This window comes from Micromonospora sp. II (genome assembly GCF_001709195.1).
GTDB lineage: Bacteria > Actinomycetota > Actinomycetes > Mycobacteriales > Micromonosporaceae > Micromonospora > Micromonospora chalcea.
In genome coordinates, this window is sequence record NZ_LYXF01000057.1 from 158,667 (window position 1) to 182,454 (window position 23,788).

The 23,788-nt window shown below is 73.3% G+C and carries 16 protein-coding genes; 10 read left to right on the forward strand and 6 right to left on the reverse strand.

Annotated elements, in window-relative coordinates; genetic code table 11:
- The first annotated feature begins 20 nt into the window (after window positions 1–20).
- Window positions 21–1,964: a 1-deoxy-D-xylulose-5-phosphate synthase gene (gene dxs, locus A8711_RS24055; protein ID WP_064447144.1), complete on the forward strand. Its 1,944-nt coding sequence runs from the start codon at window positions 21–23 to the stop codon at window positions 1,962–1,964.
- 131 nt (window positions 1,965–2,095) lie between these two features.
- Window positions 2,096–2,602: a GNAT family N-acetyltransferase gene (locus A8711_RS24060; RefSeq protein WP_255365677.1), complete on the forward strand. Its 507-nt coding sequence runs from the start codon at window positions 2,096–2,098 to the stop codon at window positions 2,600–2,602.
- A gap of 316 nt (window positions 2,603–2,918) precedes the next feature.
- Here A8711_RS24060 and A8711_RS24065 read toward each other — a convergent pair whose 3' ends face one another.
- Window positions 2,919–4,109, reverse strand: coding sequence for a hypothetical protein (locus tag A8711_RS24065; RefSeq protein ID WP_064447146.1), 1,191 nt, complete (start codon window positions 4,107–4,109; stop codon window positions 2,919–2,921).
- A gap of 333 nt (window positions 4,110–4,442) precedes the next feature.
- Between A8711_RS24065 and A8711_RS24070 the strand changes: the two genes are divergently transcribed.
- Both A8711_RS24070 and A8711_RS24075 read left to right on the forward strand, forming a co-directional pair.
- Window positions 4,443–6,194, forward strand: a complete 1,752-nt coding sequence (locus A8711_RS24070; RefSeq protein WP_233607798.1) for a hypothetical protein — start codon at window positions 4,443–4,445, stop codon at window positions 6,192–6,194.
- Entirely contained in the window at window positions 6,152–7,930 is a 1,779-nt protein-coding gene (locus tag A8711_RS24075) for a hypothetical protein (RefSeq protein WP_069089374.1), read from the forward strand. Before A8711_RS24070 ends, A8711_RS24075 begins: the two co-directional genes overlap by 43 nt.
- A 13-nt stretch (window positions 7,931–7,943) precedes the next feature.
- On the opposite strand, the gene A8711_RS24080 is transcribed toward A8711_RS24075, so the two are convergent.
- Window positions 7,944–9,812 (reverse strand): hypothetical protein, encoded by a 1,869-nt coding sequence (locus A8711_RS24080; RefSeq protein WP_176722879.1) that lies wholly within the window; start codon window positions 9,810–9,812, stop codon window positions 7,944–7,946.
- Between the two features lie 93 nt (window positions 9,813–9,905).
- On the opposite strand from A8711_RS24080, the gene A8711_RS24085 reads away from it, so the two are divergent.
- A complete protein-coding gene (locus A8711_RS24085; protein WP_069089524.1) occupies window positions 9,906–11,141 on the forward strand; it encodes a PQQ-binding-like beta-propeller repeat protein in 1,236 nt (411 codons plus the stop codon).
- Window positions 11,138–12,430 carry a PQQ-binding-like beta-propeller repeat protein gene (locus A8711_RS24090; RefSeq protein ID WP_069089376.1) on the forward strand — a complete coding sequence of 431 codons (1,293 nt, stop codon included), beginning with the start codon at window positions 11,138–11,140 and terminating at the stop codon, window positions 12,428–12,430. Before A8711_RS24085 ends, A8711_RS24090 begins: the two co-directional genes overlap by 4 nt.
- Here the strand turns inward: A8711_RS24090 and A8711_RS24095 are convergent, their stop codons facing one another.
- On the reverse strand, window positions 12,431–13,621 hold the full coding sequence (locus A8711_RS24095) for a peptidase C39 family protein (RefSeq protein ID WP_069089377.1): 1,191 nt from the start codon (window positions 13,619–13,621) through the stop codon (window positions 12,431–12,433).
- Window positions 13,622–14,256: 635 nt separating this feature from the next.
- On the opposite strand from A8711_RS24095, the gene A8711_RS24100 reads away from it, so the two are divergent.
- The 4 genes from A8711_RS24100 to A8711_RS24115 all read left to right on the forward strand — a co-directional run bounded on the left by A8711_RS24100 (window position 14,257) and on the right by A8711_RS24115 (window position 19,470).
- Entirely contained in the window at window positions 14,257–14,922 is a 666-nt protein-coding gene (locus tag A8711_RS24100) for a response regulator transcription factor (RefSeq protein ID WP_043325656.1), read from the forward strand.
- 2 nt (window positions 14,923–14,924) lie between these two features.
- Entirely contained in the window at window positions 14,925–16,082 is a 1,158-nt protein-coding gene (locus A8711_RS24105; protein ID WP_176722869.1) for a cell wall metabolism sensor histidine kinase WalK, read from the forward strand.
- A 205-nt stretch (window positions 16,083–16,287) separates the two neighbouring features.
- Complete coding sequence (locus tag A8711_RS24110) at window positions 16,288–18,834, forward strand: malectin domain-containing carbohydrate-binding protein (protein WP_069089378.1); 2,547 nt, start codon at window positions 16,288–16,290, stop codon at window positions 18,832–18,834.
- 249 nt (window positions 18,835–19,083) lie between these two features.
- Window positions 19,084–19,470 (forward strand): VOC family protein, encoded by a 387-nt coding sequence (locus A8711_RS24115; RefSeq protein WP_043325653.1) that lies wholly within the window; start codon window positions 19,084–19,086, stop codon window positions 19,468–19,470.
- 56 nt (window positions 19,471–19,526) lie between these two features.
- Here A8711_RS24115 and A8711_RS24120 read toward each other — a convergent pair whose 3' ends face one another.
- The 3 genes from A8711_RS24120 to A8711_RS24130 all read right to left on the reverse strand — a co-directional run bounded on the left by A8711_RS24120 (window position 19,527) and on the right by A8711_RS24130 (window position 23,749).
- Window positions 19,527–20,309, reverse strand: a complete 783-nt coding sequence (locus tag A8711_RS24120; RefSeq protein WP_069089379.1) for a hypothetical protein — start codon at window positions 20,307–20,309, stop codon at window positions 19,527–19,529.
- A 183-nt stretch (window positions 20,310–20,492) separates the two neighbouring features.
- Window positions 20,493–22,556, reverse strand: coding sequence for a 3-hydroxyacyl-CoA dehydrogenase NAD-binding domain-containing protein (locus tag A8711_RS24125; RefSeq protein ID WP_069089380.1), 2,064 nt, complete (start codon window positions 22,554–22,556; stop codon window positions 20,493–20,495).
- Complete coding sequence (locus A8711_RS24130; protein WP_064447157.1) at window positions 22,553–23,749, reverse strand: thiolase family protein; 1,197 nt, start codon at window positions 23,747–23,749, stop codon at window positions 22,553–22,555. The genes A8711_RS24125 and A8711_RS24130 overlap by 4 nt, the downstream gene beginning before the upstream one ends.
- Between the last annotated feature and the right edge of the window lie 39 nt (window positions 23,750–23,788).

Consider the following 23,788-nt stretch of genomic DNA (forward strand, 5'->3'; position numbering starts at 1 on the left):
GGCCGATAGACTCTCCGGTCATGAGTGTTGAAGAGGGCACGGCCAACCACGGTCGGCTGCTGGGCACCGTCCGCGGCCCGCAGGACGTGAAGCGGATGACCGCCGAGCAGCTGGACATCCTCGCCGCCGAGATCCGTGACTTCCTGATCGCCAAGGTCTCCCGCACCGGCGGCCACGTCGGCCCCAACCTGGGTGTGGTCGAGCTGACCCTGGCGATGCACCGGGTCTTCGACTCCCCCCGCGACCGGCTCCTCTTCGACACCGGCCACCAGGCGTACGTACACAAGATCCTCACCGGCCGGCAGGAGGGCTTCGACAAGCTCCGCCAGCGCGGTGGCCTCTCCGGCTACCCCAGCCAGGCGGAGAGCGAGCACGACCTGATCGAGAACTCGCACGCCTCCACCGCCCTGTCGTACGCCGACGGCCTGGCCAAGGCGTACGCGCTGCGCGGCGAGAAGCGCTCCGTGGTGGCCGTGGTCGGCGACGGCGCGCTCACCGGCGGCATGTGCTGGGAGGCGCTGAACAACATCGCCACCGCCGGCAACCCGCTGGTGATCGTCGTCAACGACAACGGCCGGTCCTACTCGCCGACCATCGGCGGCCTCGCCGACCACCTGTCGTCGCTGCGGCTCAACCCCGGCTACGAGAAGGTGCTCGACACGGTCAAGGACGCGCTGGGCAACACCCCGTTCGTCGGGAAGCCGATGTACGAGGTGCTGCACGCGGTCAAGAAGGGCATCAAGGACGCGGTCGCCCCGCAGGCCATGTTCGAGGACCTCGGCATCAAGTACGTCGGCCCGGTCGACGGCCACGACGTGCCGGCCGTCGAGGCGGCGCTGCGCGCGGCCAAGAACTTCGGCGGCCCGGTGATCGTGCACGCGGTCACCCGCAAGGGCTACGGCTACCGTCCCGCCGAGGACGACGAGGCCGACTGCCTGCACGGCCCCGGCGCGTTCGACGCCGAGACCGGCAAGCTGCTCGCCGTGCCGTCGGTGAAGTGGACCAACGTCTTCGCCGACGAGCTGGTCGCGATCGCCGACGAGCGGCCCGACGTGGTCGGCATCACCGCCGCCATGGCCGAGCCCACCGGCATCGCCACGTTGGCCCGCAAGTACCCGGAGCGGGTCTACGACGTGGGCATCGCCGAGCAGCACGCGGCCACCTCCGCCGCCGGCCTCGCCATGGGCGGGTTGCACCCGGTGGTGGCGGTCTACGCCACGTTCCTCAACCGCGCGTTCGACCAGGTCCTGCTGGACGTGGCGATGCACAAGCTGCCCGTCACGTTCGTGCTGGACCGCGCCGGCATCACCGGCCCCGACGGGCCCAGCCACTACGGCATCTGGGACATGTCGGTCTTCGGCGTGGTGCCCGGCCTGCGGATCGCCGCGCCCCGCGACTCGGCCACGCTGCGTGAGGAGCTGCGCGAGGCGATCGCCGTGGACGACGGCCCGACCATCCTGCGCTTCCCGACCGGCACCGTCGCCGCCGACCTGCCGGCCGTACGCCGGGTCGGCCCGGTCGACGTGCTGGCCGAGTCGGCGCGTACCGACGTGCTGCTGGTGGCGGTCGGCTCGTTCGCCGGCCTCGGTGTCGAGGTCGCCGCCCGGGTCGCCGAGCAGGGGTACGGCGTGACTGTGGTCGACCCGCGCTGGGTGCGCCCGGTGCCGGCCGAACTGGTCGAGCTGGCGTCCGCGCACCGGCTCGTGGTCACCGTGGAGGACGGCGTACGCATCGGCGGCGTCGGCTCCGCGCTGGCGCAGGCGATGCGCGACGCGGACGTCCGCGTACCGGTGAAGGACATGGGCGTACCGGCCGACTGGCACCCGCACGGCAGCCGCGCGCAGATCCTGGCCGACCTGCGGCTCACCGCGCAGGACGTGGCACGCGACGTCACCGGCTGGATCTCCAGCCTGGACGCCACCCCGGTCGACCCGGCCGCGAACGGAGCCCGAGCCCAGAGCTGACCCCGCTCTCCTGCGCGCCGCCCGGTCTGCGCGTCGATCTTGCACTTGCGGCCCTCCTGATGTCGGCTTCGCCCGATAAGGGAGGGCCGCAACCGCAAGATCGCTGGATGTCTTGTGTCGAGGGAGGGGCGGTGGAGATTCGGGAGGCCGGGCTCGGGGATCTTTCGGGGATCGTCGAGTTGCACAGCCGGGCGCGGGTCGCCTACTACGGGGCCGGTGGGTTGCCGACCGAGGAGGTCCTTACTCCGGAGCTGGCTCGGGAGCAGCGGGAGGGCTGGGCGGCGGCAATCACCTCGGCGCGCAAGCAGGTGCGAGTCGCCATCGTGGACGGTGTCCTGGCCGGGGTGCTGGCCATGGGTCCGCCGCACTCGTCCGACCTGGATCCGCGGACGACGGCGCAGCTCTACCAGATCCACGTCGATCCGGGACTCTGGGCTCGAGGCGTGGGTGGCGCGCTGCACGCGATGTTCGTGCGGCACCTGGCGCACGAAGGGCTGGTGCTGGGCGTGCTGGAGGTGTGGGAGCGCAACACCCGGGCCCGCGCGTTCTACACGCGCCACGGTTGGCGCCCCGACGGCACCTCCCGCCCCGGCCCGGCCCGAACCCCCTACGTAGGCATGCAGCTGACCCACCCTTAGCCCGTCGCTTAGCCCTCACCCTCACCTCAGCCCGCCCTGAACCCGTCGATCTTGCACTTCCGACCCCGAGGTTGCCGGTTTTGCCCTGATCGGCGGGGCCCTCACTGCAAGATCGCCGAGTCCCTCCAGCCCTGGCCCCGCCCTGGCCTGCCCTGTTGACCAAGGAGTTTGGGTGCGTGGAGAGCCTCCCGGACGACACAAACTCCTTGATCACCGAGCCAGTCGGGTGATCATGAGGTTGGCGGGGATTGGTGTCCGGTTTGTCGCCGTCAAGTTCATGATCGACGGGGTGGGCGGCGGGGCGGGAGAGCGGGGGTTACGGGGTGGGGAGGGAGCGGTACCAGGTCTTCTCGGTGCCGGCCAGGCTGAACGTCTGCCGCTGGTCGGTGTGCTCGACGACCACCAGGCCGGGACGGTCCACCAGGCGGGTGGTGCCGGGCGGGGCGGAGAACGACACCTCGCCCGTACGCCAGCTCAGCACCGCCAGCGGCCGGCCGGGCATCGGCAGGTGGTACGCCTGGAGCGTGGTGGACCGGTCGGCGGGGGAGACCACCGGCGTGCCGCCGTCCGCGGGCCGGTAGACCACCGCGGTCATCGTCCCGCTGGGACTGTCCCAGCTCAACTGTTCCAACTCGCCCGGCTCCCCGTCGCCGAGCGCCACCGAGCCGAGCGAACGGGTGGCGATCTTCGCCATCGGCCAGGACTCCGGCGCGGAACGGGGCGCGTCCCGGTCGCCGATGCGGCGCGGCACGCTGCCGAACGGGCCCCGCTCACCGGCCAGCACGCAGGTGTCCAGCCCGGTCAGCGCGCGCTTCCCGGCGCCCGTGTCGTCGCGTACCAGGGGGTAGCGGGGCGCTTCGGTGGCCGTACCCAGGTCGAGGACGCGGTCCGCGGCCTTGCCGCGCGGCAGCGACGTCGTGGGCCGCAGCGCCGCGGTCAGCTCGACGGCCCGGCACGCCGGCACGGCGACCGGCTCGGTGACGCCGTCGGTGCTGGTGACGGCCTTGCCGTCGGGGCCGAGCAGGCGTGCGACGCGGGCCGAGGTGAGGTAGCGGCGGCCGTCCGGGTCGCGCACCGGCAGCACGTCGGAGTAGACCAGGTAGCCGGGATCGGTGTACTCGGTGGCGTGGGCCACCCGCCAGCGCTGCCCGTCCCGGTCGAGTTGCAGCAGCCAGGAGGCGGCGTCACCGGGGACATCGGCGGCGACCAGCGCCAGCGCGGAGCCGGCCACCTGACCGGAGAAGAGGATGCCGGAGGTGGGCACGTGTACCCGGTCGTCTACCGGGGAGCGCCACTCGCGTACCGCTGTGGTGATCGCGGCGGTCGCCGCCGCGTCGCCGGCCAGGCTGCCGCGCGGCGGCCACACCGCGAGGTTGCCGTCCAGGCTGTCGTAGCCGACCCGCAGATCCGCCGGCTTCCGGTCCGCGATCGGTCCGCAACCCGCGGTGACCAGCAGCAGAGCTGCCAGCGCGGTGCCCGTCGTAGCGCTTCGGCGGGCTGAAAGCACCCTGATCCCCTCGCCGGTCGTCGGTCGGAAGCCCACATGGTACGAGACGGCCCGCCACCCGGCCGCGCCCGGCTCACCCTTTCGGTCGAGTGACCACTGCGGAACGTGACGGGCGATTCGGGTATCAATATCCGGCTCCGGTAGACTCCGCCGATTGTGACGCCTGCCGAGACCCGCGGCGCCTCGACGCCGGACGCCGCCGCCCCGACGGGCCACCGCTCCGTCACCCTTGATCCACCACCGGTCACCGTCGCCGAGCCGGAGCCGGCGACCACGACACCTCCGCAACCGCCGGCCGAGCCCGAGGCGCCGGCCACGCCGGGCGCGCGGCGCGTGCGCCGGTGGCGGTGGACCCGCCGCCGGATCGACCTCATCGTGTACGGCGGATTCCTGCTCGCCGCGATCTGGGTGACCAGCGGCATCTGGGCCGACCCGGCCGGGCGGGTGGCCGCGCTCTACAGCAGCGACCCGGCGCAGGTGCAGTTCTTCCTGGCCCACTCGGTACGGGTGGTGCTGCACGGCGAGTTCCCGTTCTTCACCGAGCAGTTCAACTACCCCGACGGGGTCAACCTGATGGCGAACACCGCCATCCTGGCGCTCGGCATCCCGATGGTGCCGGTGACCCTCCTGTTCGGACCGGCGGTCTCCTTCGTCACGCTGGTCACGCTCGGCCTGGCCGGCACCGCTGCCGCCTGGTACCGGGTGCTGTCCCGGCACGTGATCCGGCACCGCCCGGCCGCCGCCGTGGCGGCCTGGTTCTGCGGGTTCTCGCCGGCCATGCTGTCGCACGCCAACTGGCATCCGAACATCATCAGCCAGTTCCTGCTGCCGTTCATCGTGTGGCGGGTGCTGGTGCTGACCCGCTCGACCCGGCCGGTGCGCGACGGCGTGCTGCTGGCGCTGCTGGTCACCGCGCAGGCGTTCATCAACGAGGAGATCCTGCTCTTCACCGCGCTCGCGCTGGGCGTGTTCCTGATCGCCGTGGTGGTGCAGCAGCGCGAGCGGTGGACGACCGCGTGGCGTCCGCTCGGCGCCGGGCTGGCGGTCTGCGCGGCGCTGGCCGGCGCGCTGCTGGCGTACCCGCTGTATGTGCAGTTCGCCGGCCCGATGGCGTACCACGGGCTCAGCGACGCGGTACGCGACTACGGCAACGACATCGCCGCGTACTTCGCCCCCGGCTCGCCCACGTTCGGCGGCAACGAGCGCGCCAACGTCAACCTCGCCCCGAACTACTCGGAGGAGAACGCGTTCTTCGGCTGGAGCCTGTCGCTGATTGCCGTGGGCATCGTGATCTGGCTGCGGCGTGACGTGATCGTCCGGGCGCTGGCCGCGACCGGGCTGTTCTTCGCCGTGCTCTCCCTCGGCGAGCGGATCTCCTGGTGGGACCGGGAACTCGTCACCGGGCCGTGGGAGTTCCTGGTGCGGCTGCCGTTGCTGGACGCCGTGGTGCCCACCCGCTTCGGCCTGATCACCAGCGTGACGGTGGCGATCCTGCTCGCGTACGCGGTGCGCCGCGCCTGGGCGCTGCGGGTCGTGGACCGGCGGACGGCCCGCAAGCTCACCGCCGCCGGCCTGATCCTCGCGCTGCTGCCGATCGCGCCGATGCCGTTGCGGGTCACCACCCGGGAGCCGGTGCCGAAGTTCATCACCGCCGACCGGTGGCGGCAGTACGTCGGCCCGGACCAGACGCTCGTGTCCGTGCCGGTGCCGGCGATGGGCAACACCGACCCGATGCGCTGGGCGGCCAGCACCAACCTCGACTTCAAGATTCCCGGCGGCTACTTCCTCGCCCCGCGCAACGGCGTCACCGGAGACCCGGGACGCTTCGGCGGGCGGCCCAGCGGCATCGGCGAGATGCTGCGGGAGGTGTCGTCCACCGGCCGGACGCCGAAGCTCGACGACCGGCAGCGCCGCCGCTACCTGGACGAGCTGCGGCACTGGAACGCGGCGGTGGTGGTGCTGCCGCTGGCCGAGCAGAACGCCGAGCCGCTGCGCCGCACGGTGGAGCAACTGGTCGGGCCCGGACGGCAGGAGCTGGACGTGTGGCTGTGGGACGTGCGGAAACTGACCAGCCGGCCCGCCTGACCGCACCCGAGCAGCCCGCGCCCGCGCCCCGCCGCCGCCGGCCGGTCGACGCGCTGGTGGTGGCCGGCTACCTCGCGCTCGCGGTGCTGCTCACCAGCGACCAGTGGCGCCGCCCGGAACGGCTGTTCCACCAGGCCGGCGACCAGATCCTGTTCGAGTGGATGCTGGCCCGGGCCGCCCGCGCGGTCACCGGCGGCGAGAACCCGCTGCACAGCGCCGCGCTGAACGCCCCGGACGGGGTGAACCTGATGGCGAACACGTCGGTGCTCGGGCTGGGCGTGCCGCTCACCCCGGTCACCGTCGCGTTCGGCTCCCAGGCGGCGTTCCTCGTCGCCGTGACGATCAGCCTCGCCGGCACCGCCACCGCCTGGTACGCGCTGCTCGCCCGCCGGCTGGTCCGCTCCCGGGCCGCCGCCGCGGTGGGCGGCCTGGTCTGCGGCTTCGCCCCGGGCATGGTGGCGCAGGCCGGCGCGCACCTGCACATGGCCGCCCAGTTCCTGGTGCCGGTGATCCTCGCGCTGGTGTTCCGCCCGGCCACCGACCGGGTACGCCGCGACGGCGTGCTGCTCGGGCTCGCCGTCGCGTACCAGGTGTTCCTCGGCGAGGAGGTGCTCGTCTTCCTGGCGCTGGCCGCCGGGGTGTTCGCCGGGGCGTACGCGCTCGCCGACCGGGCCGCCGCGCGTCGCCTGGCGCCGGTGGTGGCCCGCCGGCTGGGCGTCGGCGCGCTGGTGGCGGGCGTGCTGCTGGCGTACCCGCTGTGGTTCCAGTTCGCCGGGCCGGGCCACTACCGGGGCATGCCGTTCCACACCGGGGGCTACCGGCTGGACCTGGTCTCGTTCGTCGCCTCCGCCCGGCAGACAGTTGCCGGGGACGCCCACCGGGCCGGGCTGCTGTCGCCGAACCCGACCGAGCAGAACTCGTTCTTCGGCCCGTTCCTGCCGCTGCTGGCGCTGCTCGTCGTGGTATGGCTGTGGCGGCGGCCGCTGGTACGCGCGCTCGCCGCGTGCGGCCTGCTGTTCGCGGCGCTGTCGCTCGGCGCCTCGGTGGTGGTGAACCGCGACGACACCGGGCTGCCCGGCCCGTACCGCCTGCTCGCCGGGGTGCCGCTGCTGGACCTGGTGGTGCCGGCGCGCTTCGCGCTGGTGTGCGTACCGGTGCTCGGGGTGCTGCTGGCGCTCGCAGTCGACCGGGTCCGGCACGGCGCCGTGCGCGCCTGGGCGCCGTGGGCCGGCGCGGTCGCCGCCGCGCTGCTGCCGCTGGCGCCGACCCCGATCCGCACGGTGCCGGTCGCGCCGGTCCCGGCCGTCGTGTCCGGCGGCGGCTGGCAGGCGTACGTGCCGCAGGGCCGCACGCTGGTGCCGGTGCCGCCGGTGACCGGGGCGGCGGTCAGCCCGGCCATGTTCTGGTCGGCGCGCACCGCGCTGGCGTTCGACGCGCCGGGCGGCTACTTCATCGGCCCGCGCTCGGCGGACGACCCGGCCGCCCGCTGGGGCGCGCCGGACCGGCCCACGTCGCTGCTGCTGCGCCGGGCCGCCGAGAGCGGCCAGGTGCCGCCGGTCGGCGACGCGGAACGCCGGCAGGCGGTGGCCGACCTGCGGCACTGGCGGGCGGCGGCACTGGTGCAGGCCGACTCGACGCCGGCCGACCCGGTACGCGCCACGCTGGACGCCCTTCTCGGCCCCGGCCGGGACGTGCCCGGCGGGCACCTGTGGGACGTCCGGGCGCTGACCGGCTGACCGGGACGCCGGCTCAGACCCGGCCGCGCACGTCCCAGAGCCACACGTCGTCCACCCGCTGCGGCGGGCCGAGCAGCTCGGCCATCAGGTCGCGCAGCACCGCCTCGCGCGGACCGGACCCGAGCACCACCACCGACGCCCGCCAGAAGCGCAGGTCGTCCACGGCCTGGCGGCGGTTCTCCTCGGTGATCTCCGGCACCACGTTGGCGTCCATCGTGGAGTAGATGAGCGTGCTGGTGGGGCGGTTCGGTGCGCCGAAGACACCCTCACCGCGCTCGTTCGGGCCGATGAAGTAGCCGCCCGGGATCGGGAACTCGTGCCCGGTCAGCGCGCTCCAGCGCAGCGTGTGCAGCCCGTGCACGTTGCTCGGGATCGGCACCGGCACCAGCGTGCGGCCCTCCGGCACGTACGGCCGCCAGCCACCGGCGGTGATGAAGCGCGGCGGCGGGTCGATGTGCTCCGCCGGCAGCGGACGCGGGATCAGCGGCACCAGGGCGGCCACGATCGCGGCGTACCCGGCCAGCCGCAGCACCCGGCGGCGCGTGTCGCGCGCGGCCGTCCCGTCACCGTCGCCGTCCGTGCTGTCGTCGGCGGCGGCGCGGGGGGCGGGCACCGGCGGACGGCCGGCACCGGCCAGCGCGTCCCACGCCAGGGCGAGCAGCACACCCACGGCGGCCACCACGACCAGGCTCAACCGGGTCGGCATCATCATCTCGACCAGCGGCAGGTCGTCCGGAATGTACGCCCACGGCCCGTCGACGTCGGTCTCCACACCGTTGAACCGCACCACCGGGCCGATCGAGGCGATCGTGAAGACGACCACCAGCACGGCCAGGATCCGGGCCGGCACCGACCGGCGGACCAGCAGCACCAGCGCGCCCAGCGCCACCAGCACCAGCGGCCAGCCGAACCAGGTGTTCTGCTCGGTCAGCCCGATGGTCTTCTCCACCGCCTCGTCACCGGCGATCGTGTCCCGGGCGAACGTGACGAAGGCCACCAGGTCCTCACCCCAGTTGTGGAAGACGCCGCCCTGCAATCCGCGGTATGACTGCGGCCCGTTGAACTGGAACCAGATCGGGTACGCGGTCAGCAGCAGCGCCAGCCCGCCGCCGAGCCCGAGCGCGGCCAGGAACGACCCGGCCCGCTCGCGGGCCGCCCGGGGCCGCTGCACCGTGTACGCCACCACGACGACCAGGCAGGCCAGCGCGGTGAGCAGCAGCATCTCCTCGTTGATGAAGACCTGGTACGCCACCAGCAGCCCGAGCGCCAGCCCGTTGCGCCGCCACCGCCCCGCCTCGCCCAGCCGCAGCACCCGCGCCGCGATCAGCGGCAGGAGGAAGTTCGACACGAAGTTGGGCTGGCCGTTCGCGTGGTGGACGATGCCCGGCGCGAAGCCGAGGAACGCGCCACCGGCGAACGCGGCGGCCCGGGACCGGACCAGGTGCCGCGACAGCACCCAGTACGACGTGGCGGCGGTCGCCGACAGCGCCGCGCCCAGGTAGAGCGCGTACATCACCTGCGGGCCGAGCAGCAGCGTCAGCGGCGCAAGCGGCAGGGTCACCCCGAGCAGCGAGGTGTTCGCCATCATGTTCACCCCGTCCGGCGCGTTCTGCCGGGTGGTGAACAGCGGGTTCTCCAGGTGCTGCACCGAGTACGCGCCGTGCGCGAACAGCCACTCGAACCAGCTGTGGTCGGTCGGCAGGTGCGAGGAGACCCGCTGCTCCACGTCGCCCCAGTAGTTGAGGCAGACGAGAACACCGAGCAGCACATAGGCTCCGATGGCCAGCAGATCGGCGCGGGCCGGCCGGCGACGGGCACGGCGCGGCGGATCGGCCACGACGGCGTCCGTCTCGACGGACGAGGGGTTCAACGAGGGGTCCACCACGGGCACGGCCACGACGCGCCATCGTACAGGCGAATTGTGGCAATGCCGGTCACGGCCGGACGGCGGCCGGGCGCGCGGGAGAGGATGGTCGTGACCGTCATCGATCTGGGGGAGTTGCGTCACGACGCTCCGCCCCCGGCGGCCCCCCGCCCGCCGCGCAGCGTCGGCCGGCCGGCCCGCACCCTGGCGCTCCTGCTGCTGGCGCTGCTCACGCTCACCGCCGCCGCGCCGCCGCGAGGACCGGCGGAGTGGACGCTGCCCGGCGGCCTGGGCTCGGCCGTGTTCGTCTCCGGCGACGTGGTGTACGTGGTGCGGCCGAACCGCGGTGACGGGCGGGAGATCGTCGCCTACCGCGAAGGGCGGGAACTGTGGCGCAGTCCGCTGCCCGGCATCGGCACCGCCGTGTCGGTGTGGGAGCAGGACGGCCGGGTGATGGTGGCCGGCCCGGCCGGCAACGACGAGGACTGGGAGACGGTGACGTACGACGCGGCCACCGGCGCGGACGTCTGGCGCCGGCGCGGCGTCGCGTTCGCGGTCGGCCGGGTGCTGCTGTCGCAGTCCGCCGCGTCCGACCCCCGCCCGTCGATCACCCGGGTCGACCCCGCCGACGGAAGGACGATGTGGACGCTGCCCTCGACGGGCATGCTGGGGTTCGATTACGGCTCCGGGACGGAACGCATGCTGTTGTGGCCGGCCACCGGGCAGGTGGTGGTCGTGGACGCGCGCACCGGCGCGCGGGTCGCGGCCCGGGACCTGCACCCGGTGCGACCGCCCGGCCCGCGCCACGTGATGACCGTGGCCGGGCTGCTGCTGGAGATCGGCGGCGGGCTCATCGAGGCGTACGACCTGGACACGCTGCGACCGCGCTGGACCGTCGAACAGAAGCTCGTCGACTACGTCGACAGGTGCGGTGCCCTGCTCTGCGCCGTCCGGCCGGGCGCCGGGATGACAGCGCTCGACCCGGCGACCGGCGCCGTGCGCTGGAGCGTGGACCGGTGGGCGCGCGTCGTGGCGGCGCGCGACGACCGGCTGCTCGTCGGCGACACCGCGATCGGCGCTGGCGGCCTGGCGGTGCTCGGCCAGGCCGACGGGCGTCTGATCGCCGAGCTGGGCGGCTGGACCCTGGCCCCGCAGCACGGGTCCGGCGGCCCGCTGCTGGCCACCCGGCTGCTGGGCGGCGGCCGGCAGCTCCTGGCCGAGATGGACCTGTCCGGCGGTCCGCCCCCGATCAGGGGAGTGATCACCGGGACCGACTGCACGACCGGCGTGACGCTGCTGGTCTGCCGCAGGCCCGCAGGTGACTACGTGGTGCGGCGGCTGCCGTGAGCCCGGTGATCGAACTGGGCGAGATGCGGCACGGCGAGTCCGCCGACGAGCCGGAACCCGCGCCGCCCCGTCGGCCGCCCGGCCCGGCGGTCCGGGTGGCGCTGCTCGGCGTACTGGTGCTGCTCGTCGTGCACGCTGCCGCCGGGCCGCCGCGCCGGCCCGTGCCGATCCGGATTCCCGCCCCGCAGGGCGCGGCGTTCGTGGTCCGGCCGGACCGGGTGGTGGTGGCCGACGGCCCCGGCGCGACCGGCCGGGGCGGGCGGGTGGTCGCCGCGTACCGGCTGCCCGGCGGGGAACCGGCGTGGCGGTTCGCGCTGACCGACGGCGACCACGTGCTCGGCCTCACCACAGTGGCCGGGGGACTGCTGGTGACGAGCAGCCCGGCCGGGGACGGTGACTCGGTGTCGGCGATGCTCGACCCGGCGACCGGCACGCTGCGCTGGCGGCATCCCGGATACCCGGTCCCGACCGCCTCCGGCGGGCTGCTGCTGGAGAACCCCCGCCCGCCCGGCGCGGGCACCGTACGGGCCGTGGACCCGGCCTCCGGCGCGGTGCGGTGGACGCTGCCCGTACCAGGCCAGGAGGTGGGGTACCGCCGCGACGACCACGGGGTGACACAGCTCGTCCTGGTCACCCCGCAGGGCCGGGTGACCGTGTACGACGCGGACGCGGGCACCGTCGCGCACACCGGCCGGGTGGCGCCCGCGGCCGGCCGCGCCGACTACCGGTACGCCCAGGTGGTGGCCGATCTGCTGCTGGTCGAGGACGCCCGGGGCTCGGTCACCGGGTACGGGCTGGACCGGCTCGAGGAACGGTGGAGCCTGCCGGTGGGCTCCCGCGCCGGACTCTGGTTCGCCGACTGCGCCGGGATGGTGTGCCTGCGCAACCAGGTGGGCGGCGCGCAGGCCCTCGATCCGGCCACCGGCCGCCCGGCCTGGACCGACGAGCGGTGGCTCGGGATGGGGCCGGTCGGCGACCGGCTGATCGCCGCCGAGCGCGGGGTCGGGGAGGAGCTGGAACTGTCGGCGCTGGACCCGCCGACCGGCCGGGTGCTGGCCCGGCTGGGCCGCTGGCGCGTCTCGGGCAACGACCTCCCGTCCGGGCCGCTGCTCGGGCTGCGCACGCTCACCGAGGACCGGACGCTCGTCGGCGCGCTGGACGTGGCGGCCGGGCAGGTGCGGATCCGGGGGATCCTGCCCGGCGCCTGGTCCGAGTGCGCGGACACGGGTACGCAGCTGGTGTGCCTGCGCCCGACCGGCGGCATGGCGATCTGGCCGGCCGGACGCTGATCACCAGTTGGCCTGCGCCGGTGGCGGCGGCAGGGGCGTCGACTCGGGCCGCAGCACGTACGTGATGCCGCCGCTGCCCACCTGCCAGGCGCGCTCGAACGGCGCGCGCGGCACGGCGCGGCGGACCCGCTCGTCGTCCGGCGCGTACGGGTCGTTCAGCACCGGATCGCCGTCGGCGGTGAAGCCGGCCAGCACGATGAGGTGCCCCCGGGTGTCGTAGTCCAGCCCCGGCACCTGCCCGGCGGTGAACGCCGCCGAGACGATCAGCGGGATGCCGGCGGCCACGAACAGTTCCGCCTCGGCCAGCGAACGCAGCCGGGTGACGAACGCGTCCACCCCGTGCGTCGCCGCGTACGCGGTGTTGAACGGCCAGTTGCCCGCCCCGGCGTACGCGTGGTCGAAGCAGTGCCGGGCGGCGTGCACGACCCGCGGGCGGGGGCCGGGCGGCGTCACCCAGGCGTACCGGTCCGGGGTGGGGCCGGCGCCCCAGAAGTCGAGCACCATGGACACGCAGGTGGGGCTGCACCAGGAGTCTCCACCGCCGCCCCAGCGGGTCTCCCCGGTGGCGTGCAGCCGCTGCGCGTAGCGCGGCACGTCCAGCACCCGCCCTCGCGCGCCGCCCGCGCCGGCATCGGTTCTTGCGCCGGCTCGTTGTCCGACGCCGGGCGGGTCGGTGGAGGCGACCACGCCGATCGTGCGCAGCGCCGGGCCGTCCGCCGCGTCGAGGCGGCGCAGCAGCGTCACCCGCACCTGCCAGCCGGTCACCGTCGCGCCGGTCACCCGCAGCGTGTCGGCGGCCACCCGCGCCCGGTCGTCCGCCTGCCCGGGTACGGACGCCCGGTGCACCGTGCTGTCGTCGGCGGCCCAGTGGCCCAGCTCGTACCAGCCGGTGGAGGCCGCGTCGCCGGCCCAGCCCCGCAGCTCCACGCGCAGCCAGCAGCCGGCCGGCGTGTGCGCGGTCCAGGAGGGCACCAGCTCGACGGCGGCGAAGCCGAGTGGCGTCACCGGGGAGGTCCAGCTCCCGGCGGCGTACTCGGCGGTGGTCCCGGAGTGCGGATCGGTGTGGGTCAGGCGGCCGGGCGCGCCGTCGAGCACCAGCCCGTCCGGCCCCGCGGTGAGCCCGTCGGCGAGGCCCACGTCCCGGTCCGCCGGGAAACGGAACCGGCGGTACGCGATGTCGCGGCCGGTCATCGGGGTGCCGCCCGGCGTGGATCGGGTGTCTCGACCGCGTGCTTGTCGATCATTGCCGCTGAGCATCGCGTACCCGAAGGTTTTGTGCAACGGCGGTGGGTGCGGGCCCCGCGCTGGACGGGTCGGCCAGTGGGTTCGGGCCAGCCGCGCGGGAGGGTCCGCCTGCTCGCCGGGCCCGGTGTGATCAGGGGCGTAGCGAGTCGATGGGGCGGCCCACCTGACTGCATTTTCGTCACCGAAGGTAACCGTGACGTGAGCTCCCGGGGTTCACCCTGCGCCGACTTTGCTCTGCAGCCATCGACGCAACGGTGACTCACCGCAACAAGTGCGTATCGGGCTGCAGAGCAAAGTCGACGGAAGGGCATCGCAGGCCCCGACGGCTGAATTGGCATATCTGCAGTTCAACGGCTTCTGACTCGGCGGCAGTCTCGCGTGGAGGAGCAACCGTCGGTGACAGTGAGTGACGCAGCGGCGCGCCGTCGCCAATCTCACTGACAGTCACAGAAATCCGCGCAGGTGCGGAAGAGCGACCCGGTGGGCGGCGGGCGGATCATGCGCCGCCGGGGCAGCTCCTCCGGCGACACACTTGGCCGGCGGCACTAGGTTGTCAGAGGTCACGAGGCGGGAGGGCCGGGATGCGGGTACTGGTGGTCGAGGACGAGCGCAACCTCGCCGACGCGATCGCGCGCGGGCTGCGCAAGCGCGGGATGGCGGTGGACGTCGCCTACGACGGCGACGCCGGCCACGAGGCGGCGTTCGTCACCCGGTACGACGTGGTGATCCTGGACCGCGACCTGCCGGGTGTGCACGGCGACCAGATCTGCGCCGATCTGGCCGCCTCCGGCGCGCTGACCCGGGTGCTGATGCTCACCGCGAGCGGCACCGTCGCCGACCGGGTGGAGGGGCTGCAGCTCGGCGCCGACGACTACCTGGCCAAGCCGTTCGCGTTCGACGAGCTGGTGGCGCGGGTGCAGGCGCTCGGGCGCCGGGCCACCCCGGCCGCGCCGCCGGTGCTGGAGGTGGCCGACCTGGTGCTGGACCCGGCCCGGCGGGTGGTCACCCGTGGTGGCGTGCCGCTCGACCTCACCAACAAGGAGTTCGGCGTGCTCGCCGAGCTGCTCAAGGCGCGCGGCGCGGTGGTGTCCAGCGAAGAGCTGCTGGAACGGGTCTGGGACGCCAATACCGACCCGTTCACCACGATCGTCCGGGTCACCGTGATGACGCTGCGCAAGAAGCTGGGCGACCCGCCGCTCATCGACACGGTGGTCGGGGCGGGCTACCGGATCGGCCGCACGCAGTGAGCGTGGGCACCCGGCGGGTGCGGCCGACGCTGCGGTTGCGGCTGACCCTGCTCAACGGCGTCCTGCTGGTCGGTGCCGGGGCGATCCTGGTGCTGCTGGCCTGGCTGCTGGTCCGCGACGCGCTGCGCCCCACCGACGAGCTGCTGCCCGGCACCACAGTGGTGCTCACCGACGGCCGTACCCTCGACGCCGGGCAGTGGCAGCGGCAACTGGTCGACGCGGCGTCGCAGGAACTGCTGGTCAAGGGACTGCTCGCGCTCGTGGCGATCAGCGTCGTCGGGGTGGCCGGGGCGTACCTGGTGGCCGGCCGGGCGCTGCGCCCGCTGCACCAGGTGACAGCCACCGCGCGCCGGCTCGGCGAGGCCACGCTCGACGAGCGGATCGGCTGGTCCGGCGCCGACGACGAGGTGGCCGAGCTGGCCGAGACGTTCGACGCGATGCTGGACCGGATCAGCGGCGCGTTCGAGGCACAGAAACGGTTCGTCGCGAACGCCTCGCACGAGCTGCGGACGCCGCTCGCGGTGATGCGTACCGAAATCGACGTGACGCTCAGCGACGACGACGCCGACCTCGCCGAGTACCGCCGCATGGCCGGGGTGGTGCGGGACGCCTCGGAGCGGGCCAACGGCCTGGTCGACGCGCTGCTGGTGCTGGCCCGCAGCGAGGCCCAGACCGGCCGGCGGCTGGCCCGGCGCGCGGAGTCGGACCTCGCCGTCGGCACCGCCAACGCGCTGTCCGCGGTGTCCCGGGAGGTCGAGCGGATCGGCCTGAAGGTGCACACGTCGCTGCGTCCGGCGCCGGTGGTCGGTGACCCGGGGCTGCTGGACCGGCTGGCCGGCAACCTGGTGGAGAACGCGGTCCGCTACAACCACCTGCACGGGCGGATCTGGGTGCGCACCGGCACCGACGGGCAGCGGTCCTGGCTGGTGGTGGGGAACACCGGCTTCGAGGTCGCCCCCGCCGACGTACCCGGGCTGTTCGAGCCGTTCCGGCGCGGCGGCCAGGAACGCACCGGTGCTCGCGGCTCCGGGCTCGGTCTGTCGATCGTGCGGGCCGTCTGCGACGCGCACGGCGGCACGGTGAAGGCGGTCGCCCAGCCCGGTGGCGGCCTGGAGGTGACCGTCACGCTTCCGTCGGCCGACCCGCCCGCGGCCACCTGACCGCCCATCCCGATCCGTCCAGCCGGCGAGGCGGCCTCACCTTTTCGTGCGGACAGCCTCGGCTGTCCTGGCCGGACCCAGCGGTGGTCGGCCCCCGGCGGCACGGTGGTCGGGCAGAATGCTCGGCTCACGCTGGACGCGGAGCGGTGATCAACGGAGAGTAAGCGCAGCGACGCCTCACCCTGCTCACCCACCGGAGCTGCCCGTGACCCACCTCTCGGCCCCGCGCCGCCGCCGTCTTCTCGCGGTCCTCACCGCCGGCGCCCTCACCGTCGTCGGCCTCTCTCCGGCCACGCCCGCGGCCGCCGCCGCGCCCGGCCACGACAAAGTGGTCCACACCGTCCCCTCCACGGCCTCGCCCGACGTCCAGGACGGCTCGGTCGACGCGATCCACGACGCCGGTACGAAGATCATCGCGGGCGGCTCCTTCACCCGTGTGCAGAACCGCAACTCCGACGTCGACATCCCCCGCGACTACCTGCTCGCGTTCGACAAGGCCACCGGCGCGGTGGACACCGCGTTCGCGCCCACGCTCGACAACGAGGTGACAGCGGTCACGGGCGGGCCCACGGCGAACACGGTCTTCGTCGCCGGCAAGTTCAACACCGTCAACGGCGTGACCCGGCGCAAGGTGGCCCTGCTCGACGTCAACACCGGGGCGGTCGTCACCAGCTTCGCGCCGCCCGCGTTCAACGGGCTCATCAAGGACATCGCGCTGGTCGGCAACCGGCTGCTGGTCGGCGGCATCTTCACCACGGCCGGCAACCCCAACCCGCGCGGCGGACTCGCGTCGCTCAACGCCACCACCGGCGCCGTGGACAGCTACCTCACCACCACGCTGACCGAGAACCACAACTGGGACGGGGTCAGCGGCGCCAAGGCCGGCGTCGGCGCGGAGAAGCTCGCCGTCTCCCCGGACGGCACGCAGCTCGTCGTCATCGGCAACTTCAAGAAGGCCGACGGGGTGCTGCACGACCAGATCGTCAAGATCGACCTGGGTGCCACCGCCGCCACCGTCGCGGACTGGAACACGGCCCGCTACACGCCGCGCTGCAAGTGGCAGTCCTTCGACTCGTACGTCCGTGACGTCGCGTTCTCCCCGGACAACAGCTACTTCGTGGTGGTCACCACCGGCGCGCCGTACAGCGGAACGCTCTGCGACACCGCGGCCCGCTGGGAGGCCGGCGCGACCGGCTCCGCTCTCCAGCCGACCTGGGTCGACTACAGCGGCGGCGACACGTTCCTGTCCGTCGGCATCAGCGAAGAGGCGGTCTACGTCGGCGGCCACCTCCGCTGGCTCAACAACACCACCGGCACCGACAACGCCCGGGCCGGCGCGGTCGGCCGGGCCAGCATCGCCGCGCTCGACCCGGCCAACGGCCTGCCGCTGTCCTGGAACCCCGGCCGCCACCCGCGCGGCATCGGCGCCTCCGAGATGCTCGTCACGCCGACCGGGCTCTGGGTCGGCGGCGACACGCTGTGGATCGGCAACTTCCAGTACCGCCGGGAGCGGATCGCGTTCTTCCCGCTGGCCGGCGGGACGGCGGTGCACCCCACCACCACGGCCACCCTGCCCGGCAACATCTACCAGGCGGGCCTGCCGCAGCCGACGAACGTGCTGTACCGGGTGAACGCTGGCGGCTCGTCCGTCGCCGCCACCGACGGCGGGCCGGACTGGGCGGCCGACACCAGCTCCAGCCCCAGCCCGTACCACAACACCGGCAGCAGCGTCTCCAGCTACACCACCGCCGCGAGCCTGGACTCGACGGTGCCGGCCGGCACCCCGGTCGAGCTCTACAACCACGAGCGGTACGACCCGTCCGGCGGTGCGGAGATGACCTGGCAGTTCCCGGTGCCCAACGGCACCGAGGTGCACGTGCGGCTCTACATGGCCAACCGGTACGCGGGCACCGCCAACGCCGGCACGCGGATCTTCGACGTGGCGCTGGAGGGCGCTGTCGTCCTCGACGACCTCGACCTGTCCGCCACCGCCGGGCACAACGTGGGCACCATGCGGGAGTTCACGGTGGTCAGCGACGGCTCGATCGACGTGGAGTTCCGCCACGTGCGGGAGAACCCGCTGGTGAACGCCGTCGAGATCGTCAAGACCGGGCCCCCGCCCGCCCCGGCCAGCTCGCCGGTGCAGGTGCGCTCGTACGACGGGCAGAGCACGGTCGGCGCGCCGGACCCGGTGACCGACCCGGACGGCACCGTCTGGGCGGGCGCGCGCAACGCGTTCTGGGTCGGCGGGACGGTGTTCTACGGCGCCGACGGCGCGCTGTGGCGGCGTACGTTCAACGGCACCACGTTCGGCACGCCGGAACTGGTGGACCCGTACCACGACCCGTACTGGGACAACGTGATCACCAACTCCGGGCCGACCGGGCAGACGTACGTCGGCGCGACCACCGGCTTCTACGCCGAGATCCCGAACGTGACCGGCATGTTCTTCTCCGGCGGGCGGCTCTACTACACGCTCAACGGGCAGAACGGACTGTTCTGGCGCTGGTTCACCCCGGACAGCGGCGTCGTCGGCGCCGACCGGTTCACGGTGTCCGGGGCGAGCGGGTTCGCCGACGCGGGCGCGGTCTTCGTCTCCGGCGGCACGCTCTACAAGGTCAACCGCAACACCGGTGACCTGGCCGCCACCGACTGGGTGAACGGCGTGCCGGCCGCGACGTTCACCGTGCGCAGCGGCCCGGCGGTCGACGGCGTCGACTGGCGCGCGAAGGCGGTGTTCGTCGGCCCGTAAGGAAGGGCACCTTCTTAACGCCTCCGGTAGAGGAAGGGCCCCTTGTTAACACGCAGGTGTTAACAAGGGGCCCTTCCTTGCGGTGGGGCGGGGTTGCCGGCGCCGGAGGGCGGTGGAATGATCAACCGGTCAGCCCGATGAGGTGGAAAGGGGGTGTGGTCGATGTCTTTCGTGAACCGTCCCGCGCCCCGCGTTCCCCGCTGACGTTCCCACTCCGCCGGGGCGCGTACCCCACAGGAGGAAGCACCGATGAGTGCACAGTTCCATTGCGTGACAGTCGAATCCGACGACCCGTACACCCTCGCCGGATGGTGGGCCCGGGTGCTCGACCGCCGGCTCGCCGACGACGACCACCCGGACGACCCGGAGGCGGTCCTCGCCGCGCCCGCCGGCGACGGCCCCGACCTGTTGTTCGTCCGGGTGGGCGAGCGGCACGGCAAGGGCGCGTTCCACATCGACCTGCACGCGGCCGAGGGCACCCGCGACGAGGAGGTGGCGCGGCTGCGTGACCTCGGCGCCACGTTGGTGGCCGACCGGCGCCGGCCGGACGGCAGCGGCTGGGTGGTGCTGGCCGACCCCGAGGGCAACGAGTTCTGCGTCTGCCGGAGCCCTGCCGAACGGGCCGAGTCCGCCTGATCCGGAAACGACACCGGGCCCCCGCCGTCGCGGCGGGGGCCCGGTGCGTAGCGGTGTCAGCCCTGCTTCTCGATCTCGCCGCGCATCGTGACGAACTCCTTCTGGAGCTCGGCCGCGGACTTGAAGTAGACGACCACCATGCCGAGGCTGCCCCGGTCGGCCCAGATGCAGACGGCCACCTGCTCACCCGAGGCCTTGCCGTCGGAGCACTTGGCGTCGCCGCCAAGCGGGCCCGGGTCGACCGTCTTGAAGTCCTTGGTGGCCAGGTCCGGCGTGACCGCCGTGGCGGCGTCGTCCAGTTCCTTCTTCGGGTCGGCCATGACGCCGGACACGGCGACGATCATGACCAGGTCTTTCTTCTCCGGGTTGCCGTAGAAGGCGCCGGCCGTGCTCGTCGCGTCCGGCACGTCCTTGCTGAGCGAGGCCTTCATCTGCGTCGCGGCGTTCTGCAGCTGAGGGTCGGTGACCTTCGGCCGGCCGCCGAGCGTCTGCGGCTCGACCACCCGGGTCTTGGTGGCGGTGACCACCTCGCCGACGGTTTCCTTGGTGACGAGCCAGGTGACGATGCCGCCACCGACGCAGAGCACCAGGACCACCGCGAGGACGATCAGCAGGATCTTGCCGACGCCGGACTTCTTCGGCGGGACCGGCGCGCCGAACTGGTTGCCGTACTGGGGCTGCTGCGGGATCTGCGGGTAGTCAGCGCCGTACTGGGGCTGCTGCGGAGCCTGCGGGTAGCCACCGCCGTACTGCGGCTGCTGGGGCGGCTGGAAGCCGCCGGGCTGGTGCTGGGGCGGCGGGTAGTGGCCGGGGTAGGGATTGGACGGCGGCTGGGACATGTAGGCAGCTCCTGTGAGAAAACTGAAGGCGTGATCGTAGCCAGGAGCACCGACATGCCGCTGTCCGTGGAAGGCCGGCGGGACGAAACCGCATCCGACCCGTGACCTGCCCGCGAAACGCCGATCGCGGTGGCCGGGCGTCCGTCTCGGACAGCCCGACCACCGCGATCGATGCGATATCGGTCAGCGCAGGCTGGCCACGCCGCGCGGCAGGAACCGCTTGCCGGTCACCCGCTCGGAGGTGCCGGTCCGGTCCAGGTACGGCGTCACGCCGCCCAGGTGGAACGGCCAGCCGGCGCCGAGGATCATGCACAGGTCGATGTCCTGCGCCTCGGCGACGACGCCCTCGTCGAGCATGAGCCGGATCTCCTGCGCCAGCGCGTCCAGCGCGTTCTGCCGCACCTGCTCGGCGGTGAGCGGCTCGTCGCCGACCACCAGCAGCTTCGCCACCTCGTCGTTGATCTGGTCGTCGACCACGATCGGCTGGCCCGAGTCGGCGATCCGCTTGAGGTTTTCGCTGACGCCGAACCGGTCCGGGAACGCCTCGTGCAGGGTGCCGCCGACGTGGTACGCCACGGCCGGCCCGACGAGCTGCAGCAGCGCCAGCGGACGCATCGGCAGGCCCAGCGGGTCCAGCGCGCTGTTCGCCACGTCCAGCGGGGTGCCCTGGTCGACGGCCGCGAACACGGTGCCGAGGAAGCGGGTCAGCAGCCGGTTCACCACGAACGCCGGGGCGTCCTTGACCAGCACCGACGACTTCTTGAGCTGCTTGCCGACAGCGAACGCGGTGGCCAGCGTGGCGTCGTCGGTCCGCTCGCCGCGGACGATCTCCAGCAGCGGCAGCACCGCGACCGGGTTGAAGAAGTGGAAGCCGACCACCCGCTCCGGGTGCTCCAGGTCGGCGGCCATCTCGGTGATGGACAGCGAGCTGGTGTTGGTGGCGAGCACCGCCTCCGGCTTGACGATCTTCTCCAGCTCGGCCCAGACCTGCTTCTTGACGCCCAGGTCCTCGAACACGGCTTCGATGACGAAGTCGGCGTCGGCGAAGACGGACTTGTCGACCGAGCCGCTGACCAGGCCGTACAGCTTGGCCGCGGTGCCCTTGTCCATCCGGCCCTTGCTGACGGCCTTCTCGATCTGGGTGTGCACGTAGCCGACACCCTTGTCCACCCGCGACTGGTCCAGGTCGGTCATCACGACCGGCACCTGCAGCCGCCGGGCGAACAGCAGCGCGAGCTGGCTGGCCATCAGGCCGGCGCCGACGATGCCGACCTTGGTGACCGGGCGGGCCAGGCCCTTGTCCGGCGCGCCGGCCGGGCGCTTGGCCCGCCGCTGCACCAGGTCGAAGGCGTACAGGCCGCTGCGCAGCTCCTCGGAGAAGACCAGGTCCGCGAGGGCGTCGTCCTCCGCCGCGGTGCCGGTGGCGAAGTCGGCGTCCTTCGCCGTCTCCAGCAGGTCCAGCGCCTTGTACGCGGACGGGACCGCGCCGTGCAGCCGCTGGTCGAGGGTCTGCCGGGCGAAGTAGAGCACGCCCGCCCACATGTCCTTGTCGACCTCGGGGCGGGTCACGGCGACCTCGCCCCGGACCACGCCGGCGGCCCACTCCAGCGACCGCTCCAGGAAGTCGGCCGGCTCCAGCAGCACGTCCGCGATGCCCATCTCGGCCGCCTGCTTCGGCTTGAGCATCTTGTTCTGCATCAGCGGGTTCTGGATGATCACCTGGGTGGCGGCCGGGATGCCGATCAGGTTCGGCAGCAGCTGCGTACCGCCCCAGCCGGGGATCAGGCCGAGCGAGACCTCGGGCAGCGCCAGCGCCGCCGCGCCCGCCGACAGCGTCCGGTAGTGGCAGTGCAGCGCCAGCTCCAGGCCGCCGCCCATCGCCGCGCCGTTGACGAACGCGAAGGTGGGGACGGCGCTGTCCTTGAGCCGGGCGAAGACGCGGTGGCCGAGCCGGCCGATCTCCAGCGCCTGCTCGCGGTTCTCCAGCGCGGGCAGGCTGGTGATGTCCGCGCCCACGCAGAAGATGTACGGCTTGCCGGTGACCGCGATGAACGCCGGCTCCGCCGCCAGCGCGGCGGTGATCGCCTCGTCCAGGCTGGTCAGACCGGCCGGGCCGAAGGTGTTCGGCTTGGTGTGGTCGAAGCCGTTGTCCAGCGTGATGAGGGCGGCGGGCCGGTCCAGCCCGGGTACGGCCACCTGGCGCAGCAGCGCCTTGGTGACGACCTCGTTCGGTGCGGCGAGGCTCACTTGTCTCCACCCTCCCAGTGCGGGTTCTCCCAGATCACGGTGCCGCCCATGCCGATGCCGATGCACATGGCGGTGAGGCCGTAGCGGACCTCGGGGTGCTCGGCGAACTGGCGGGCGAGCTGGGTCATCAGCCGGACGCCGGAGGACGCGAGCGGGTGACCGATGGCGATCGCGCCGCCCCACGGGTTGACCCGCGGGTCGTCGTCGGCGATGCCGAAGTGGTCGAGGAAGGCGAGCACCTGGACCGCGAACGCCTCGTTCAGCTCGAACAGGCCGATGTCGTCGATGCTGAGGCCGGCGATGCGCAGCGCCTTCTCGGTCGACGGGATCGGGCCGACGCCCATCACCTCGGGCTCGACGCCGACGAAGCCGAACGACACCAGGCGCATGCCGACCGGCAGGCCCAGCTCACGAGCGGTCTCCTCGGCCACGAGCAGCGCGGCGGTGGCGCCGTCGTTCAGGCCGGCCGCGTTGCCGGCGGTGACCTTGCCGTGCGGCCGGAACGGCGTCTTCAGCCCGGCCAGCTTCTCCATCGAGGTGTCGCGGGGCGCCTCGTCCACGGTGGCCAGGCCCCAGCCCGCCTCCGGGTCGCGCACCGCCACCGGCACCAGGTCGCCCTGGAGCTTGCCGTTGGCGTACGCCTTGGCGGTCTTCTGCTGCGACGCCAGCGCGAACGCGTCGGTGCGCTCCTTGGTGATGTGCGGGACCCGGTCGTGCAGGTTCTCCGCGGTGGAGCCCATCACCAGGGCGGACGGGTCGACGAGCTTCTCCGCGACGATGCGCGGGTTGGGGTCGACGCCCTCACCCATCGGGTGGCGGCCCATGTGCTCGACGCCGCCGGCGATCGCGACGTCGTACGCGCCCATGGCGATGCCGCTGGCCACGGTGGTGACGGCGGTCATCGCGCCGGCGCACATCCGGTCGATGGCGAAGCCCGGCACGGTCTTGGGCAGGCCGGCCAGCAGGGCGGCGGTGCGGCCGATGGTCAGGCCCTGGTCACCGATCTGGGTGGTGGCGGCGATCGCCACCTCCTCCACCTTCTCCGGCGGCAGTTGCGGGTTGCGGCGCATCAGCTCGCGGATGCAGCGGATCACCAGATCGTCGGCGCGGGTGTTGGCGTACATCCCACCCGCCTTGCCGAACGGGGTACGGACGCCGTCGACGAAGACGACATCCCGGACTTCACGGGGCACTTGGAGCCTCCCTCGGCACGGGCATTTCCCCGGATGCTA

Excerpts from the sequence above, each read along its gene's own strand:
- dxs (WP_064447144.1), top strand. The coding sequence starts at position 21 with ATGAGTGTTGAAGAGGGCACGGCCAACCACGGTCGGCTGCTGGGCACC.
- A8711_RS24095 (WP_069089377.1), bottom strand. The coding sequence starts at position 13,621 with ATGACCGGCCGCGACATCGCGTACCGCCGGTTCCGTTTCCCGGCGGAC.
- A8711_RS24100 (WP_043325656.1), top strand. The coding sequence starts at position 14,257 with ATGCGGGTACTGGTGGTCGAGGACGAGCGCAACCTCGCCGACGCGATC.
- A8711_RS24115 (WP_043325653.1), top strand. The coding sequence starts at position 19,084 with ATGAGTGCACAGTTCCATTGCGTGACAGTCGAATCCGACGACCCGTAC.
- A8711_RS24120 (WP_069089379.1), bottom strand. The coding sequence starts at position 20,309 with ATGTCCCAGCCGCCGTCCAATCCCTACCCCGGCCACTACCCGCCGCCC.